The sequence below is a fragment of the Lacticaseibacillus absianus genome (assembly GCF_013407595.1).
Taxonomy (GTDB): Bacteria; Bacillota; Bacilli; order Lactobacillales; family Lactobacillaceae; genus Lacticaseibacillus; species Lacticaseibacillus absianus.
The window spans coordinates 266522-279748 of record NZ_JABEKX010000001.1 but is presented as its reverse complement, the minus strand read 5'-3'; the positions used below and the strand labels follow the sequence as shown (position 1 = coordinate 279748).

Sequence of the window (13227 nt, the reverse complement as noted above, 5' to 3'; positions counted from 1 at the left end):
TGGTCACCGACCGAGACAGGAGGAGATAACGATGGAAGAACGACTACCGGCGGCGATCCGCCGGGTCTGGTGGATCGGGACGCTGTTGACCGCGGGGTGGTGGGGCGCTGTCACCGCGGTGGCCTGGCTGGGGCATACGCTATGGCACTGGCCGTTGTGGGTGGTGCTGATCGGGGCCGCGGTCCTCGTTCTGCACGCCGGGAGCAAGGCGCTGCTGATCCCTTACCGCTACGCGTACTGGCGTTACCGGATCACCGACACCGCCGTGTACCTGCGTGAAGGGGCACTCGTGCGCAAGGAGACGGCGATCCCGATCAGTCGGATCCAAAACGTCACGCTAGAGGCCGGCCCGATCCTGCGCGCCAACGGGCTGCAGGAAGTGCAGATCCAGACAGCGGCGACGACGGACGCGATCGCCGGGGTGACCACGGCGACGGCCGCCACCTTGCGCGACTTGATCCTCCGGCTGGCACAGGAGGCGCGCGATGACGCCTAAGCGACTGCACCCGCTCGCGCTGGTGATGCTGATCGGCGGCCGGCTCCTCACCTGGACCCCGCTAGCCCTGCTCGCTTTTTTGCGCGACTTCAAAGGTGGCTTCACCCGCATGGAGGGGCTGACTGACCTCGGCCTCCTCGGGATCCTGGTCGCCATCGCCGCCCTGTCCGCCGGCGTGCGTTACTGGCGCTTCACCTACACGCTGGGGCCGGACGCCTTGACCGTCAGCAGCGGCCTGTTCAAGCGTCGCACCAGCCACATCCCCTACACCAAGATCCAGACACTGCAGCGCCAGCAGTGGTTCTTCCTCACCCCGTTCGGCCTGGAGCGGCTGAGCATCGAGACCTCGGGTCAAGACAGCGACAAGGCTGAGGCGGTGCTCGACGCCGTGCCGGTCCAAGTCGCCGCGCAGATCGAGGCCCGGCGCATGCGTGTCGCAGTCGCCGGGGCCACTGATGTCGCCACCGGCGGTTCGCCCGACGTGACCGCAGCAGGGCCCGCTGAACCAGCAGCGCCCGAAGCGCCGATCAGCGAGCCGATGCCGACGACTCCTGACCCAGCCCCGCTGCTGACCGGCGCTCCAGACGACAGCTACACCGCTGACGCCCACGCGCTCAACCTCTACGCGCTGACCAGCCTCGGGGTGATCCCGATCATCTCCGGGCTGCTGTGGGTGGTCAACAAGCTGGAGGACCTCGCTCCTAAGGCGTGGGTCGACGCACTGGGCACCACGCTGAGCCATCTGGCCGTCACCCTGTTGGTCGGGCTGGTGATCCTGGTCCTGCTGATCGGTTTTGCCCTGTCGTATTTTAACCTGATCCAAAAATACTACCGCTTCACCCTGACGCGGCGCGGTGACCTGCTGACCGCAGAGCGTGGGCTGCTCAAGCGCGACGCGGTCAGCGTTCAGCGCCCGCGCATCCAAGCCGTGCGGGCCAAGGCCAGCATCCTGCGCCAGTGTTTCCACCTAAGCACGGTGCAGGGATTGACCGCCTCCAGCGCCGCGGCGGACGAAAGCGACGATGACCTAGTGCTCCTGCCGGTCGTCGCCGACGCCGCGCTGTTGCCGACGATGCGCCCCTTCATTCCCTGGCTGCCGACTGACCTGCCAACGCTGGCCCGCCCGCGCACCCCGTGGCGCTACGCCCGCAACGCGGCGCTGACCTGGGCGACCATCGGCCTGCTCGCGATCGCCGCCAGCTGGTGGTGGTGGCGCGCCTGGACGCCTTGGGTGGCCGGCGGGGCCGCGGCGTTGACACTGCTCGCCGGGCCGCTCGGCTGGCTCGCCGGGCGGCACACCGGAGTGGTCCAGCTCGACGGCGACCGACTCGTGTGTCAGATCGGCCACGTGTGGTCACGTGAGACCCTCTTCCTGCGCCGCGCCAACATCCAGTCACTGGAACGCAAACAGCCGGTGTGGCTCGCCCGCACTGGGCTCGGACACTTGACGATCAACCTGCGCAAGGGCAATGGGCTGGCGTCGCTCGACGTGAAGTACCTCGCGCAGCCGACCATCGCCGCCGTGTGGGCGTGGTACCAGCCAGACGCATGACTGCCAAAAAAAGGGCTGTGACACCCATCTTGTGGCACGGCTGTTCCAGACCATGACGTGCCATGGCGGCAACGCCGGTGCTTCCGTCCGGCGATGCCAGACTCCGCAGTAAGTGCTCGTGCTTCCGTCCGGCGTTGCCGGACTCCGCAGTAAGTACCCATGCTTCCGTCCGGCGATGCCGGAGGCCGCAGTTCGGCATTCTAACGCTTGTCTGCCGGTCACGCACTGCGTTCGACCGGGCAGCGCAAGCCTTATTAAGAGCGGTTCCCTGCAACCCTAAATTCGGGTCAGGGAACCGCTCTTATATTCTAGGCTAAACCCGCGTGATGGCACGGCCCTTTTTTGCCTTGCCGCACTCACGCACCGAGGCCCCGGCGCTTGCGGCGCCGCCACCCCAGCCAGAGCACCAGCGCCAAGGTAAGCACCGCGAGCCACCCCGCGGCCCACAGGCGTTGCCGCCCCGCCGCCTGGGCCTGGCTGCTGAGCGTCTGGCCCACGGTGAAGGCGCGCCGGAAGCGCCAGGTGGCCTGACCGGCAGTGGCCGTCAGGGTGAACCAGTAGCGCCCCGGCGCGAGGTCTTGCGCTGGCCAGACGGCGAAGTCGAAGTGGGAGTTCGGCGCCATTGCGTAGTCGTGCACCTGTCGCCGAGCGACGGCCGGGCCCCCGCTGGTCGGCGTGATCGTCGCCGTCAGCGCCAGTTGACCGAAGAGGCGCGGCCGATCGTTTTGAACCTGTGCGAGCACCGCCGGCCGCGTCGCCTGCGTCCCCAGGCGCACCGGGCCCAGCCGGAGGTGGGGGGCGACCTTCGTCAGACTCACCTGCAACTGCACCGCCACAGCCAAGGTGAACTGGTTACGCACGCCGAACCCGGCTGCACTGCCGCCTGCCGCGTATGTCGAGCGATCCTGAACGATCAGCGCCCCAAGCACCTGGCCGGTGAACCCACTCGCCGGTGGGACCACGGTCATGGTCACCGGGCGCGCCTGGTGCGCCGCCAGGGTGAAGGTGACCGGCTTAGAAGCGATCTCGCTCAACCGCACCTGGGCACTGTCATCCCGTGGCGCACCCGGGGCGTAACTGACCACGCCGTTGACCTGCGTGTAGGCCGTCACGACTTGGGCCTGCAACCGCTTGGCGGTCGCCGTGCGGTTAGCGACCACCACAGTCAGCGGCTGGGCAACGCCGGGCGTCACCCGCAGGTCAAAGAAGCCCGCCGCACGATCCAACTGATTCGCCGGCAACTGCGGTGTCACCGTGAACCCCGCGCCGACCGCCTGCACCGGATGCCCCGGCGCGGCACACACCAACCACCACAACCATCCGATCATCCACCACCAGCGTCGCATCATCGGTCGCCCCTTTTCGCTTCCAACGCAGCATCTCAGTCTATGTAGGTGCCGCATCGCGGCACCTGGCGGTCACGGCTGCGGGGTGGTCGATAAGCGCCACTGGATGGTCGAGCGGTACTGCCCAGCCTTAGCCGCGACGCTCTGGAGCAACTCAACGGTCGCTGAGTCGAGCCGCCACGTCGTCGTCCCCGTCCCGAAGCCTGGGGCCGCCGCCATGACCGGGCCGCCGTCGAGCAACTCAGCCCCACTGGTCAGCGCCCCGATATTGTCACCAGTCGCCTTCCCGGTGATCGGAAAGGCACTGAAGTACAGCGTATCGCTGACGTCACCGCCCACCCGTTCGAACGCCGCAGCCTCCGCCGACAGGGTCCAGCCCCCGTTCGTGCCGCGGTAATCGGTGACGACCGCCACGCCGTCGTCGTTGCCGTCATAATTAGCCGCGGTCCGCGGTCCGTCCCCCAGCGCGAGGGTGAGCGCGCGACCGGTGATAATGTCAGCGACCGGCTTCGTCGCAAAGTGGAAATTCGGGACCGCGTCCAACGTCAGCGCCCCGGCGCTCAGCTCCACCGTGGCGTCGCTGGCCGCGTCGGCGTCACCGGCCTCACTGACGGTGAACCCGGCCCCGACCACCGCCGCCGCGATGTTCTCGCCGGCATTACCCGGGCCGGTCGCCGCGACCACCGGCACACCGCCGGCCACGCCGATCAGCACCCCGCCGATCAGGCCGAGCCAACTGCTTCTCCTCATCTGACTTGCCTCCTTTGGCTGATTGCTGCGCCGAGAAACCGTTTTCTCGGCGTTGGGACCAGTGTAATCGCTCACGTTATTTTTCGTCAACTTTAATGCGAATATGTAGAAATTTATGATTAAAAAGTTTGTTATTTAACCCGGCGATCGGCGCGAAACGTTGACACACCAAGGTCGCGGCGCTACGGTGAAGGCATTATGAAGGAGGTGCGCTATGGCACCGATCATTTGGCAGACCCTACGCGCCTTGACCCCGGTCGAGATCGCGCAACGTCGCGACGCGCAGGTCGCCGACGACTTGCCCCCGACCGTTTTGAACATCGCATCGAGCGAACGGGCCCGCATCCCGATCCTCAACGAGACCTTTTTTCGCCACCGCGATCTGGTCATCAGCAAGCACAACCGCTTCGCGCCGTACCCACTGCACGCCCACGACTTCCTTGAGCTCAACTACATGCTCGCCGGCCACGCCCAGGAGCAGGTCAACGGGGCCCCCGTGTCGCTAGGCCCCGGCGACCTGCTCCTGATCGACCGCGGCAGCCGGCACGCGATCGACGCGTTGGGTGAAGGCGACCTGCTGATCAACGTGCTGCTCCACGACCCTCAACTCTCCATCGCCCACTTCGACGCCCTGCTGCGTCAGCGCAACGTGCGCGCCGCCTTTGAGCGTGCCCAGCGCACCGACGCCCCGCCTGCGGGCTACGTCCTCTACCCGGCCGCACGCACCGGCGAGCTACAGGCCACCCTGCAACGCCTGATCGAAGAATACCTGCAGCCCCGCCCGCTGGGGGAGACGATCATGGCCGCCGAGACCACAGTCTTGGTCGCCCAGCTCGCCCGTGGGTTGGCCGACTTACCGCAGCCGGCGCTGACCCCGGCGCAGACCATTGCGATGACTATGCTGACCGCGATCCAGACGGACTACGCCCAGGTGACCCTCGCGCAGCTCGCCGACCAGCTCGCGTACAACCGCAACTACCTCAGCAACCTGTTTCGCCGCGAAGTCGGGCAGCCGTTCAGCCAGGCCCTGACGGAGGAGCGCTTACTGCGCGCCCGCGAGCTGATCCAGACGACCCGCCAGCCGATCCGCCACGTCATCGCCGCGGTCGGGTTGACGAACACCAGCTTTTTTTATTCGAAGTACACCGCCTGCTTCGGCTGCACCCCCGCCGCCGACCGTGAAGCCGGCATCCCCGACCTGTAAATTTGTTCCACTATAGATCGGCCGCAAAGCCTGAGCTGGTGCGGCATCGGTCGGGTGAACAAAGGATATGACTCAGGGCAGATCGACAGGCATGAGTGGAAACGCTTGCAATTTTTCGAATAAGTGAAATAATGAACACGTAAAACCCTCACAAAGGAGTGTTCATGATGAAGATCAAAGCAGCAGTTGTTCAGCAGCAAAACGCCGACTTCGAGATCAAAGACGATATCGAGTTGGCCGAGATGGGCCCAGACGATATCCAGGTGCACATGGTCGCCAGTGGGATCTGCCACTCCGACGAAGCCCTGCGCATCGGCGACGCCATCATCGACTACCCGATCGTGCTCGGGCACGAAGGCTCGGGGATCGTGGAGAAGGTCGGGCCGGAAGTCACCCAGTTCCAGCCCGGTGACCACGTGGTCCTGTCCTTCTACGCCTGCGGGAACTGTAAGTCCTGCCTGAAGGGTATCCCGACGCAGTGCGAGAACTACGCGCACAACAACCTATCCGGGATCCGACCAGATGGCACCAGCCACTTTACCGAAAACGGCCAGCACATCGCCGACATGTTCGACCAGAGCTCCTTCACCACCACGACCGTCGTTCGCGAGCGCAACGCGGTCAAAGTCGATAAGGCCCTGGATCTGCGCAAGCTCGGTCCGCTGGGTTGCGGCTACGTGACCGGCTCCGGCACCGTCTTGAACACCCTGAAGCCGCGGCCCGGCGACACCATCGCCGTGTTCGGGACCGGTGCGGTCGGTCTGGCGGCCATGATGGCTGGCCGGATCTCCGGCTGCGTCAAGGTCATCGGCATCGATATCGTGGATTCCCGCCTCGAGCTGGCCAAGGAACTCGGCGCGACGGACACGATCAACTCCAAGGGCATCGACGTCGTTCAGGCCGTGAAGGACCTGACCGGTGGCCGCGGCGTCGACTGGGCAGTCGACACCACCGGCGTCACCGCGGTAATGGAGAGCTCGATCAAAGTCCTCGCGCAAGGCGGCACGACGGCGACCATCGCCGTCACCCCGCATCACATCGACGTGGACACCTGGAACGACCTGTGCGTCGACGACAAGAAGATCGTCGGCGTCAACATGGGCGATTCCATCCCGCAGATCGACATCCCGCGTCTGATCGACTTCTACAAAATGGGCCTGTTCGACTTCGACAAGACCGAGAAGTTCTATTCCTTCGACCAGATCAACGAGGCCAACGCTGACTCCCGCTCGGGCAAGACGATCAAGCCCGTGCTGGTGATCGACGAGACCTACGTGCCCGGCGAATAAGCGCGGCACGGGCTCGAGGGACTGTGCCATAGCGCGGTTTTAGCCTACAGTGTCAGCGCAGCCCTCAGTAAGACCCGCACTCAGGTTTGGCTGAGGGCTGCGCTTACCGGTGTGCTATACTGAGCCTGAATCTAACCACAGGAGGCTTATCGATGTCCACTCAAGAAACGTACCACGACCTGCTCGCCAACGCTGAAATGATCGCCTTGGCGACTGAGACGACCGCCGGCCACACGCCAAGCGTTCGCTTCGTCTTCTTCATGCACTTCCCGGATCAGGCCAACACGATCTACTTCGGCACCGCGGGCACCGCCGCCAAGGTCGCCGAGTTGAAGGCCAACCCGACGGTCTCCTTCGAGACCGTCCCGGTCAACTTCCAGACCATCCGCGTCACCGGCGCGCACTGCGAAGCGGCGGCCGACCGCAGCGCCTTTTTCGCGGCGATGGACGCGAAGTACCCGAGCTTCGCCCGCTTCTCGCCGGAATACCGCGAGAACATGGCTGTCTTTGCGGCGACCTTCGATGAAGCCCAGGTCGGCGATGACACGCTGACCTTCTAGCGCATCGCACACGAACGGGATTGTGACATAACCCCTGGTGGCACGACTATTCCAGAACGTTACGTGCCATAACACAACGCCCTAGCCGTATAAGAGAGACCCCCTGCAAAACCTAAGTTCGGGTTTTGCAGGGGGTCTCTCTTATACTCTGGGCTAAAACCGCGTTATGGCACAGCCCCTGTCATGTTCGACGCGTCAGCGCCACCGCCGGACTTTCGCGACATCCGAGACATAGGTCCGGACGATCGTGCCACAGTCGCGGCACACCGTATACCGCAAGTCGCCCCGGCCGACGAGCGCCAGCGTGCTGCTCTCTGGGGCGATATTCTGGTAAGGCATATGCTTCGCTTCGACAAAATCGGTGCCACCGCACCACGGACATTGACCCGTTGTTGCCATCTCTGTGACCTCCATTCAGTTGCCAGTTAGCTGTACTGCACCCACCGCGACGTGCCATCGGCATCGTGTTCGCGGCCGTCTCACACCCGCACGTATTTCCCGGGAACAATCGCGCATTTCGCGCCCGTCCCGTGGTATCAACGTTTCTAGCACCATCGATTTTACGGTGGCACAGTTTTGACCCTTTTCAAATTATTTTGGCTCATCGGGCACCTCTTTGGAGAATATCCCGTTGAGCTTTTTTGCGACTTCAAAGTTACTGTTTGGGTAGAGATGACCGTAAGTACCGAGTGTCGTTTCGATATCCTCATGCCCCAGACGCTCTTTAATCTGGAGTGGATTTTCACCAAGGCTGATCAACAGCGACACATGCGAGTGGCGGAGGCCGTGCACGGTAATCCGCTGAACCTTGGCCGCATCGCTGTAAGTGTCCACAATGGCGATAAATTGCTGGTCAGAGCACGGAATTCCATTAAGTGAGAATACCCACTCGGAATTCACCATTACCGCTTGTGCGTCCTGCCACGCGCCTAAGCACGTAACGGTATCGTCATCAAGCGCCACGGTGCGGCGGCTAGCGGCAGTCTTTGGCGCGGGCGTTTCAAACCAGTTGCGGTTGTGATAGTCCATCGTCTTATTGACGTTCACGGTCTTAGCTTCGAGATCAACGTCTGTCCACTTTAATGCCCGTGCTTCACCGCTTCGCAAGCCAGACATAAACATGAACCACAACATCGTGTGATCAAAGCGTCCTGTATACGTATCGGTATTCGTTTTGGCGAGTACCTTTTGGAAGTCAGCTTGCGTCCAGAACTTGATTTTTGCTTTCTTCTTTTTGATGAGGCCAACGACCCGCACGGGATTTTCAGTGATGATACCAAGCGCCTTAGCACGTTCAAGCACTTGGCCTAACATAATGTTGATGGTACGCGCATAGGATTGCTTACAGTCTTTGAGTACGCTGACTTGCCAATGTTGCACATCAATCGGCCGAATTTGGTCAATGATAATGTCGTTGAACCTAGTCAGATAATCGGTGTTCATCAAAACTAACCGTTGGCGGTAGGTGCGTGGTTTCACTTGGGTTTTGTACCAAGGTTTGAACACGTCCTCCATAAACTCGCCAAACTTCGTCTTCTTGATGTCCTCATCATCGTCGACCCCAGCTGCCAACATTGCAACTCTTGCTTTTTTCGCCTCCGTTTTCGTTTTGAAGCCGCTGGCGCGTTTTTGAATTCGCTTGCCAGTCCGTTTGTCAGTTCCTAAGCTCACGCGGAAGCTAAAAGTGCCGTCCGCTTGTTTTGTAATATGGTCTTTCGTAGTCAAGATAGTTCCTCCTTAACTGCGGAAAGGCCACTTGGTGCACCCTCAAGTTGGCTTAGTTTCAAGCCTAATACTGCGTCTACTGCTTCCACTGGAACACGGTCTACGCCTTTCTTACCGTACCATCCAAGGCCACGTTTGAGCAACAACTCTTTTGCCATTTTGATGATACGGCTTGCTTGCGCTGGACTGTATCCCAGCTTGATTAAATCAGCCCGTGTCAGGGTCAGGTATGCTGGCATAATATTCTCCTTTTTCAAATTGGAGATCGCCGCATTTTACTGACCATGATATACTTAGCTTGTCTAGGGCAAAGTTTCGGGTCAGCGCGGCAATCGCGTTCATTCGTTGCTTTGTTTTTCTTTTGCTTCAAAATCGTCTAGGTAGGCGCCACAGTTGCCATTTTGATAATGCTGAATCAAATCGATTTGCCGTGGACTTAGTTTGCCAGCGTCAATAATTTCATCAAGCGTGTGCGTTCCTAACATCTCGTCTAAAATCACAATCAGTTTCAGCGAGGAACTCACTTGCTTCTTGAGCCAGCCAACAGTTGTCGTAAAGTCGAAGGGTTGCGGGTCAACGGTTAGGGATAACTTGTCCCGATTAGCACCAATAAAGGTTGCCCATCGTGGGTCAATCGGCCAGCTTTGCTTACTCTTACTTTTGGTAGGGGTGAGAAAGCAAATATAATGGTTGATGATGCCGAAGATAACCTTTTCAGGGTCGCGAGTTGACAGTAACGCCTCAATACCTGAATCAGCCCGTTCATCAGTTAGCCGCACTTCAAAACGATTCTTAATTGGTTGTTCTTCAATCGGTAACTTGTCTTCTAGTAACACGTTTTGCTTTTGCCACTGCTCAAAGTCCTTTTCGTAAATCACCATGTGGACACCACTTTGGCGTGAGCCTAACTCTAAGGTGTTTCCCTCCTTGTGGTCACGATCCGAGCGATGAATTTTGCCACCTTTGAAACGCGAGCGGTATTCGTCGTTTCGATACTTCTCAATCAATTCTGGAATGTCGAGGACGCCATGACGGTCATTGATCGCGAGGTCAATTCGCTTGAAGTGACCATGTAGTTCTTTGCAGGCCACGAAGACGTCATACCACGAGCGTTTTTGCCCGCTAAGGTAGTTTTCCAGATAGCGACAGCCTTTGCCGCTCAACTCAATCATCGTGCCCTTGTCTCGTTTTAGCCACGCTTCTTCTGATTCACCGTGACGGCGTTCTGGCTGTTGTGAGAGCATCACCGTTAGCTCACCACAGATCAGCTTATGCGTGTAGCCGTAAAACGCCCAGTCCTCATGATAGAAGTGCTCTGGCCTAATCTGAAATATCTTTTGAATGATGTTTTCGGCATCGTGTGACTTAAAGGTGACGCGGAAGTAGTCGATACAGCAATCTAGGTTGTTCCGTTTGGTCAGTACGCGCATTGCGGTCGTTAATTTGGCCTTAGCTTGCGCTGTGAGCTGTTTTCGGCCTCTGATTAAGGCGTTGATGTACTCGCGACGATATCCCGTTGTATCGGCTAATTGTTGCTGTGTGATGCCATAGGCATCTTTGAATTCTTCCAGCTCGTCTAACCACGAGAAGCTTTGTGGATTAACAAGCGTTAAATCCTTTTGCATTTTGTCATTCCTTTCGATGTGAACTAATCGGACGCTAATTTTGCGTAATATTTCTAGCAAAACGCCGGTCTTGCGCGGTTTATTTCTGCCTAGCAGGTTTATTCTGTCATACTATCGCCCCCCTATTAGACACTGGGGGCTGATGACGGCCGGCTAACGCCGACCGCCGCCGCTCGCGCTAGCGGCTTTCGCGCTGCACGCCGCGCACGGCGGCAAGGCTACCTCCTTTCAAAAAGATTTGAGAACTTTTGCTCTCACCATATACAGACAGCTTTTACAGCGTATTTGAAACCAAAGCTCTGAAATGTAATGGTTTCCTAATATTTAAGGCACTTTACGCTCCTCAAAAATTCTGAGCCTCCACTAATCACCAAGTCACTAACCGTCTTTGTAGAACACCTCGTAAGCAATTCCGATTTATGCCAATTCAAATTTCTGCTTACATATACACGGAATGTAAGTCCTATAACGCATTCGAAGTGAATAACATGGATTAAAAGGCTTTATTACTACCACTTTTCGTAACAAGTGCTCGGCGTTCTTTATCTGCTCTAGTCAGTGACCAGAGATTCGGATCACGGATTTGACGCTGTTGAGGTCAACCTAGGTCCGTTCAAGTTCAGACTATTAAGGATTTGGCAAGCATATGGAAGACCCGCTATTTGTATTGTGAGGCCCAATGTAAGGCAATTAAGGTATGACGCCACAACTACTTGTTGCCGGAAATTCGAAGCCTTCTGAAATCTTCTTATTGATTTAATTTCCAAGCTAGTTGTTTGGGTGTTGACGAAATATCGCCTTGACTAAATAAGCCAATCAGGATATTCCTAACTCACTAAAAGAAAGAGACGAAGTATAATGACTAAAATTACGATTTGTGGAAAAGGGAACATGGAGCAAGCAATCGGTAATGCCTTTATATCGGTGGACAACGCTGTCAACTACATTGATGTTGGGGATTCGGACGACAATATCGGTGATATTGTCGCAAACTGGGCAACAAAGCGAAGCAGTAACAGATGATGAACCGCAGCAGCTAAGAAAGCCGAAATCTACTCGGCAGCAGTTGTTGGCGAATGATCTACCGGTAAGAACCACCTTTGTTTCCAAAACCGATGAACACAGTGAACATGGTCATGAATTGAAATTGGTAGGCACTCACTTTGTTCGCGAGGTCGTTCATCGAATCCCAGGGCGTTTGTTTGTCGAGAAAATCTATGAGAAGACCTACAAGTGCTCGACTTGCGAACTTGAAGATGGATGTAGTCATATCTATCGTGGTAACGCGCCGAAGGCATTAATTGCCCACAGCATTGCGACGCCTTCGTTGATCGCGTCGATTTTGCATCAAAAATGCATTCTCGGGACACCGCTCTATCGCCAATTAAAGGATTGGCAGCGTGCAGGCGTCTTATTAAGTGAGACCACAATCTCAAATTGGGTCATCAAGTGTGCCGAGTTAGTGAAGCCAGTTTATGACCTGATGCGTAGCCACTTGATGAGCCAAGGTTTTCTCCAAGGCGATGAGACCCCTTATCAGGTACTTCAAGAGCCTGGCAAGTCGGCGCAGAGCAAGTCGTATATTTGGGTAGCCCGTAGTATCACGCGGTGCGAAACGCCAGTCGTCATGTATGCCTATGCGAATACTCGCTCCGGGAAATTCGCTCAGAACTTATACAGTGGCTTTCCTGGTGTCCTACAATGCGACGGCTACGCCGGCTACAATCTTCTGGGTGATTCAATCACTCGCGTTGGTTGTTGGGCGCATGTACGGCGTAAGTTCTTCGATGATTTCAAGAACACTAAGAAGATGACGCTGGGCTTGAAGCTACTCAATCAGATGTTTGAACTCGAACGGAATTGGGCAGGCTTAGATAGCGCATCACGCCTGGAAAAGCGTCAAGTGGTGCTTAAACCGTTGATCGAGCACTTTTGGGAGTGGTGTGATCATGTCGAGACTTTACCAAAAGATCGTCTAGGTAAAGCATTGGCGTATGCGCAGGGGCAACGTGTCGCATTAAATCGCGTCCTAGAATTTGGGGAAATCGATTTAAGTAATAACGCTTCTGAGCGCAACATGAAGAGTTATGTGATTGGCCGGAAAAACTGGCTGTTTAGCACTAGTCCAAAAGGTGCCGAAGCCAACGCCATCTGGATGACCGTGGTTGAAACCGCGAAAGCCAATGGGATCGATCCGCGGAACTACATCACACAACTGTTAGAGATTGTCTCACAGCTACCAACATTCGCAAAAACGGAATCGTTGGAGGCGTGTTTGCCATGGAATTTAAAGACTAACAGTTCAAACGTAGAATCAATCGTTTAAAGAATACGAAGGCCCGCAATCTCAAAAGACGAGATTGCGGGCCTATTTCAGCGGTCGATTACTAGGTGCCTACCTTACGAGCGGGATTCATATGCGGTCAGTTATTGGGTGCTTACGAATGAAAGGGCATAGTAAGCACCCAATAACAGACCGGATATGATTGCCCCTTGCCGGGCAGTATGATTGCCTCATCAAATCTAAATTGGTGAGGTAATTTTATGGATGAGAAACCTGAGATTGTTCGGATCAAATTAGAGGATGACCAGCGGCGGGCGCCACTGAGCACTGCCACCAAGGCCTTTCAAGTTAAGATTGACACCAACAAAACGGTTGTAGTGTATAACCATATCCAGG

General features: G+C 57.4%; 12 protein-coding genes. 6 read left to right on the top strand and 6 right to left on the bottom strand.

Features of this window, described 5'->3' with window-relative positions; all coding sequences use genetic code 11:
• The first annotated feature begins 31 nt into the window (after positions 1-31).
• Together HII33_RS01075 and HII33_RS01070 are read left to right on the top strand one after the other, a co-directional pair.
• The gene (locus HII33_RS01075) at positions 32-496 is read left to right on the top strand and encodes a PH domain-containing protein (protein ID WP_179393948.1); all 465 of its coding nucleotides are present in this window, start codon (positions 32-34) and stop codon (positions 494-496) included.
• Complete coding sequence (locus HII33_RS01070; RefSeq protein ID WP_179393947.1) at positions 486-2048, top strand: PH domain-containing protein; 1563 nt, start codon at positions 486-488, stop codon at positions 2046-2048. Before HII33_RS01075 ends, HII33_RS01070 begins: the two co-directional genes overlap by 11 nt.
• Before the next feature lie 356 nt (positions 2049-2404).
• On the opposite strand, the gene HII33_RS01065 is transcribed toward HII33_RS01070, so the two are convergent.
• The gene (locus HII33_RS01065) at positions 2405-3394 is read right to left on the bottom strand and encodes a WxLIP family cell surface protein (RefSeq protein ID WP_179393946.1); all 990 of its coding nucleotides are present in this window, start codon (positions 3392-3394) and stop codon (positions 2405-2407) included.
• A gap of 72 nt (positions 3395-3466) precedes the next feature.
• Entirely contained in the window at positions 3467-4144 is a 678-nt protein-coding gene (locus tag HII33_RS01060; protein ID WP_179393945.1) for a WxL domain-containing protein, read from the bottom strand.
• Positions 4145-4358: 214 nt separating this feature from the next.
• Here HII33_RS01060 and HII33_RS01055 point away from each other — a divergent pair, with 214 nt between their 5' ends.
• From HII33_RS01055 to HII33_RS01045, 3 genes are all read left to right on the top strand, one after another.
• On the top strand, positions 4359-5348 hold the full coding sequence (locus HII33_RS01055; protein ID WP_179393944.1) for an AraC family transcriptional regulator: 990 nt from the start codon (positions 4359-4361) through the stop codon (positions 5346-5348).
• A 167-nt stretch (positions 5349-5515) separates the two neighbouring features.
• The gene (locus HII33_RS01050; RefSeq protein ID WP_179393943.1) at positions 5516-6637 is read left to right on the top strand and encodes an NAD(P)-dependent alcohol dehydrogenase; all 1122 of its coding nucleotides are present in this window, start codon (positions 5516-5518) and stop codon (positions 6635-6637) included.
• A gap of 152 nt (positions 6638-6789) precedes the next feature.
• Positions 6790-7197, top strand: a complete 408-nt coding sequence (locus HII33_RS01045; protein ID WP_179393942.1) for a pyridoxamine 5'-phosphate oxidase family protein — start codon at positions 6790-6792, stop codon at positions 7195-7197.
• A gap of 195 nt (positions 7198-7392) precedes the next feature.
• Here the strand turns inward: HII33_RS01045 and HII33_RS01040 are convergent, their stop codons facing one another.
• The 4 genes from HII33_RS01040 to HII33_RS01025 all read right to left on the bottom strand — a co-directional run bounded on the left by HII33_RS01040 (position 7393) and on the right by HII33_RS01025 (position 10547).
• Positions 7393-7596, bottom strand: a complete 204-nt coding sequence (locus tag HII33_RS01040; RefSeq protein WP_179393941.1) for a hypothetical protein — start codon at positions 7594-7596, stop codon at positions 7393-7395.
• 192 nt (positions 7597-7788) lie between these two features.
• Positions 7789-8922, bottom strand: coding sequence for a site-specific integrase (locus HII33_RS01035; protein ID WP_125572565.1), 1134 nt, complete (start codon positions 8920-8922; stop codon positions 7789-7791).
• Positions 8919-9161: a DUF3173 family protein gene (locus HII33_RS01030; RefSeq protein ID WP_051975775.1), complete on the bottom strand. Its 243-nt coding sequence runs from the start codon at positions 9159-9161 to the stop codon at positions 8919-8921. Before HII33_RS01030 ends, HII33_RS01035 begins: the two co-directional genes overlap by 4 nt.
• Positions 9162-9260: 99 nt before the next feature.
• Positions 9261-10547 (bottom strand): replication initiation factor domain-containing protein, encoded by a 1287-nt coding sequence (locus HII33_RS01025; RefSeq protein WP_125708776.1) that lies wholly within the window; start codon positions 10545-10547, stop codon positions 9261-9263.
• An 877-nt stretch (positions 10548-11424) separates the two neighbouring features.
• On the opposite strand from HII33_RS01025, the gene tnpC reads away from it, so the two are divergent.
• The gene (gene tnpC / locus HII33_RS01020; protein WP_179393940.1) at positions 11425-12873 is read left to right on the top strand and encodes an IS66 family transposase; all 1449 of its coding nucleotides are present in this window, start codon (positions 11425-11427) and stop codon (positions 12871-12873) included.
• The last annotated feature ends 354 nt before the right edge of the window (positions 12874-13227 follow it).

What these genes read in the sequence shown, in the direction of transcription:
- HII33_RS01075 (WP_179393948.1), top strand. Translation starts at nt 32, where the DNA reads ATGGAAGAACGACTACCGGCGGCGATCCGCCGGGTCTGGTGGATCGGG.
- HII33_RS01070 (WP_179393947.1), top strand. Translation starts at nt 486, where the DNA reads ATGACGCCTAAGCGACTGCACCCGCTCGCGCTGGTGATGCTGATCGGC.
- HII33_RS01065 (WP_179393946.1), bottom strand. Translation starts at nt 3,394, where the DNA reads ATGCGACGCTGGTGGTGGATGATCGGATGGTTGTGGTGGTTGGTGTGT.
- HII33_RS01060 (WP_179393945.1), bottom strand. Translation starts at nt 4,144, where the DNA reads ATGAGGAGAAGCAGTTGGCTCGGCCTGATCGGCGGGGTGCTGATCGGC.
- HII33_RS01055 (WP_179393944.1), top strand. Translation starts at nt 4,359, where the DNA reads ATGGCACCGATCATTTGGCAGACCCTACGCGCCTTGACCCCGGTCGAG.
- HII33_RS01050 (WP_179393943.1), top strand. Translation starts at nt 5,516, where the DNA reads ATGAAGATCAAAGCAGCAGTTGTTCAGCAGCAAAACGCCGACTTCGAG.
- HII33_RS01045 (WP_179393942.1), top strand. Translation starts at nt 6,790, where the DNA reads ATGTCCACTCAAGAAACGTACCACGACCTGCTCGCCAACGCTGAAATG.
- HII33_RS01040 (WP_179393941.1), bottom strand. Translation starts at nt 7,596, where the DNA reads ATGGCAACAACGGGTCAATGTCCGTGGTGCGGTGGCACCGATTTTGTC.
- HII33_RS01030 (WP_051975775.1), bottom strand. Translation starts at nt 9,161, where the DNA reads ATGCCAGCATACCTGACCCTGACACGGGCTGATTTAATCAAGCTGGGA.
- HII33_RS01025 (WP_125708776.1), bottom strand. Translation starts at nt 10,547, where the DNA reads ATGCAAAAGGATTTAACGCTTGTTAATCCACAAAGCTTCTCGTGGTTA.